The organism is Acinetobacter sp. YH12233, from assembly GCF_013417725.1.
In the GTDB taxonomy this organism is placed as follows: Bacteria; Pseudomonadota; Gammaproteobacteria; order Pseudomonadales; family Moraxellaceae; genus Acinetobacter.
In genome coordinates this window covers 1-1,049 of sequence record NZ_VPDK01000094.1, presented here as the reverse complement: position 1 = coordinate 1,049, position 1,049 = coordinate 1, and the positions used below count along the sequence as shown (strand labels likewise).

Here is a 1,049-nt window from a genome sequence, read left to right as displayed (position 1 = left end):
AAGAGTACTTTGATTATCATCTTAAAGAAACTGAATGGCGTTGGATGAGGGAACCTAATGAGTTAGCAACTGAGCTGTGGAACCTCATTAGGTAAAATTAAGTGTAAATCTGCTAGTCTAGAGCCTTTACATTATAAAAATGGCTTAAATCTCAAGGGCAAGCAGCATGGAAACAATCCTCGGTTTATGTATCGGTATCGGCTTGAGTGCAGCCTCTGGTTTCCGTGTTTTTGTGCCTTTGCTGATAATGAGTATTGCCGCATTGATGGGCTGGTTTGAACCGATGACCGGTTTTGAATGGCTGGCCATGCCGGCAGTCTGCCTGGCTTTAGCCATCGCGACCCTCTGTGAAATCGCTGCGTATTATATTCCCTGGGTGGACAATGCCATCGATACAATTGCAACGCCTGCTGCCATACTGGCCGGAACTCTGACCACGATGGCTGCCAGCAGTGGAGAAATGTCCCAGTTTGCAGCTTGGGCCGCAGCGATTATTGTCGGTGGCGGAACAGCAGGGGCCGTGCAACTGAGCAGTGTTGCAGCACGTGGACTATCAACTGCCACTACAGGCGGTGTTGCGAATCCCGTACTCTCAACCGGAGAGTGGATCGGGGCTATTCTGTTATCCATTCTGTCATTGCTTTTGCCAGTGCTAGCTGCCTTGCTGGTTGTAATGCTAGCCATCATGGCAATTCGCTGGATACGTCTAAAAAAGAAAAACAAGCTAGAAAATTCCGCCTTATAAGAATCAGATAAATAAATATTTATCACTCATTCTTAATGAAATATTTGCTTAAAGAAAGGCCCTCATCTTGTTCATTAAATTGCTTGATTTTTATTCAAAAAAGACATAATTTTATTATGGGATTATAAAAGGCATAATTTTTGTATGGTTTTATTTGTGGTTGAACTTTATAAAAACAAGGCTCTAGACTAGCAGATTTACACTTAATTTTACCTAATGAGGTTCCACAGCTCAGTTGCTAACTCATTAGGTTCCCTCATCCAACGCCATTCAGTTTCTTTAAGATGATAATCAAAGTACTCTT

The 1,049-nt window shown here is 42.7% G+C and carries 1 protein-coding gene and 2 pseudogenes; 2 read left to right on the top strand and 1 reads right to left on the bottom strand.

The window, feature by feature from the left end; all coding sequences use genetic code 11:
• Positions 1-95: pseudogene (locus tag FTV12_RS16400) on the top strand (IS1595 family transposase); the annotation flags it as partial.
• A 71-nt stretch (positions 96-166) separates the two neighbouring features.
• On the top strand, positions 167-745 hold the full coding sequence (locus FTV12_RS16395) for a DUF4126 domain-containing protein (protein WP_159123693.1): 579 nt from the start codon (positions 167-169) through the stop codon (positions 743-745).
• A gap of 209 nt (positions 746-954) precedes the next feature.
• Here the strand turns inward: FTV12_RS16395 and FTV12_RS16390 are convergent.
• A pseudogene (locus tag FTV12_RS16390) lies at positions 955-1,049 on the bottom strand (IS1595 family transposase); the annotation flags it as partial.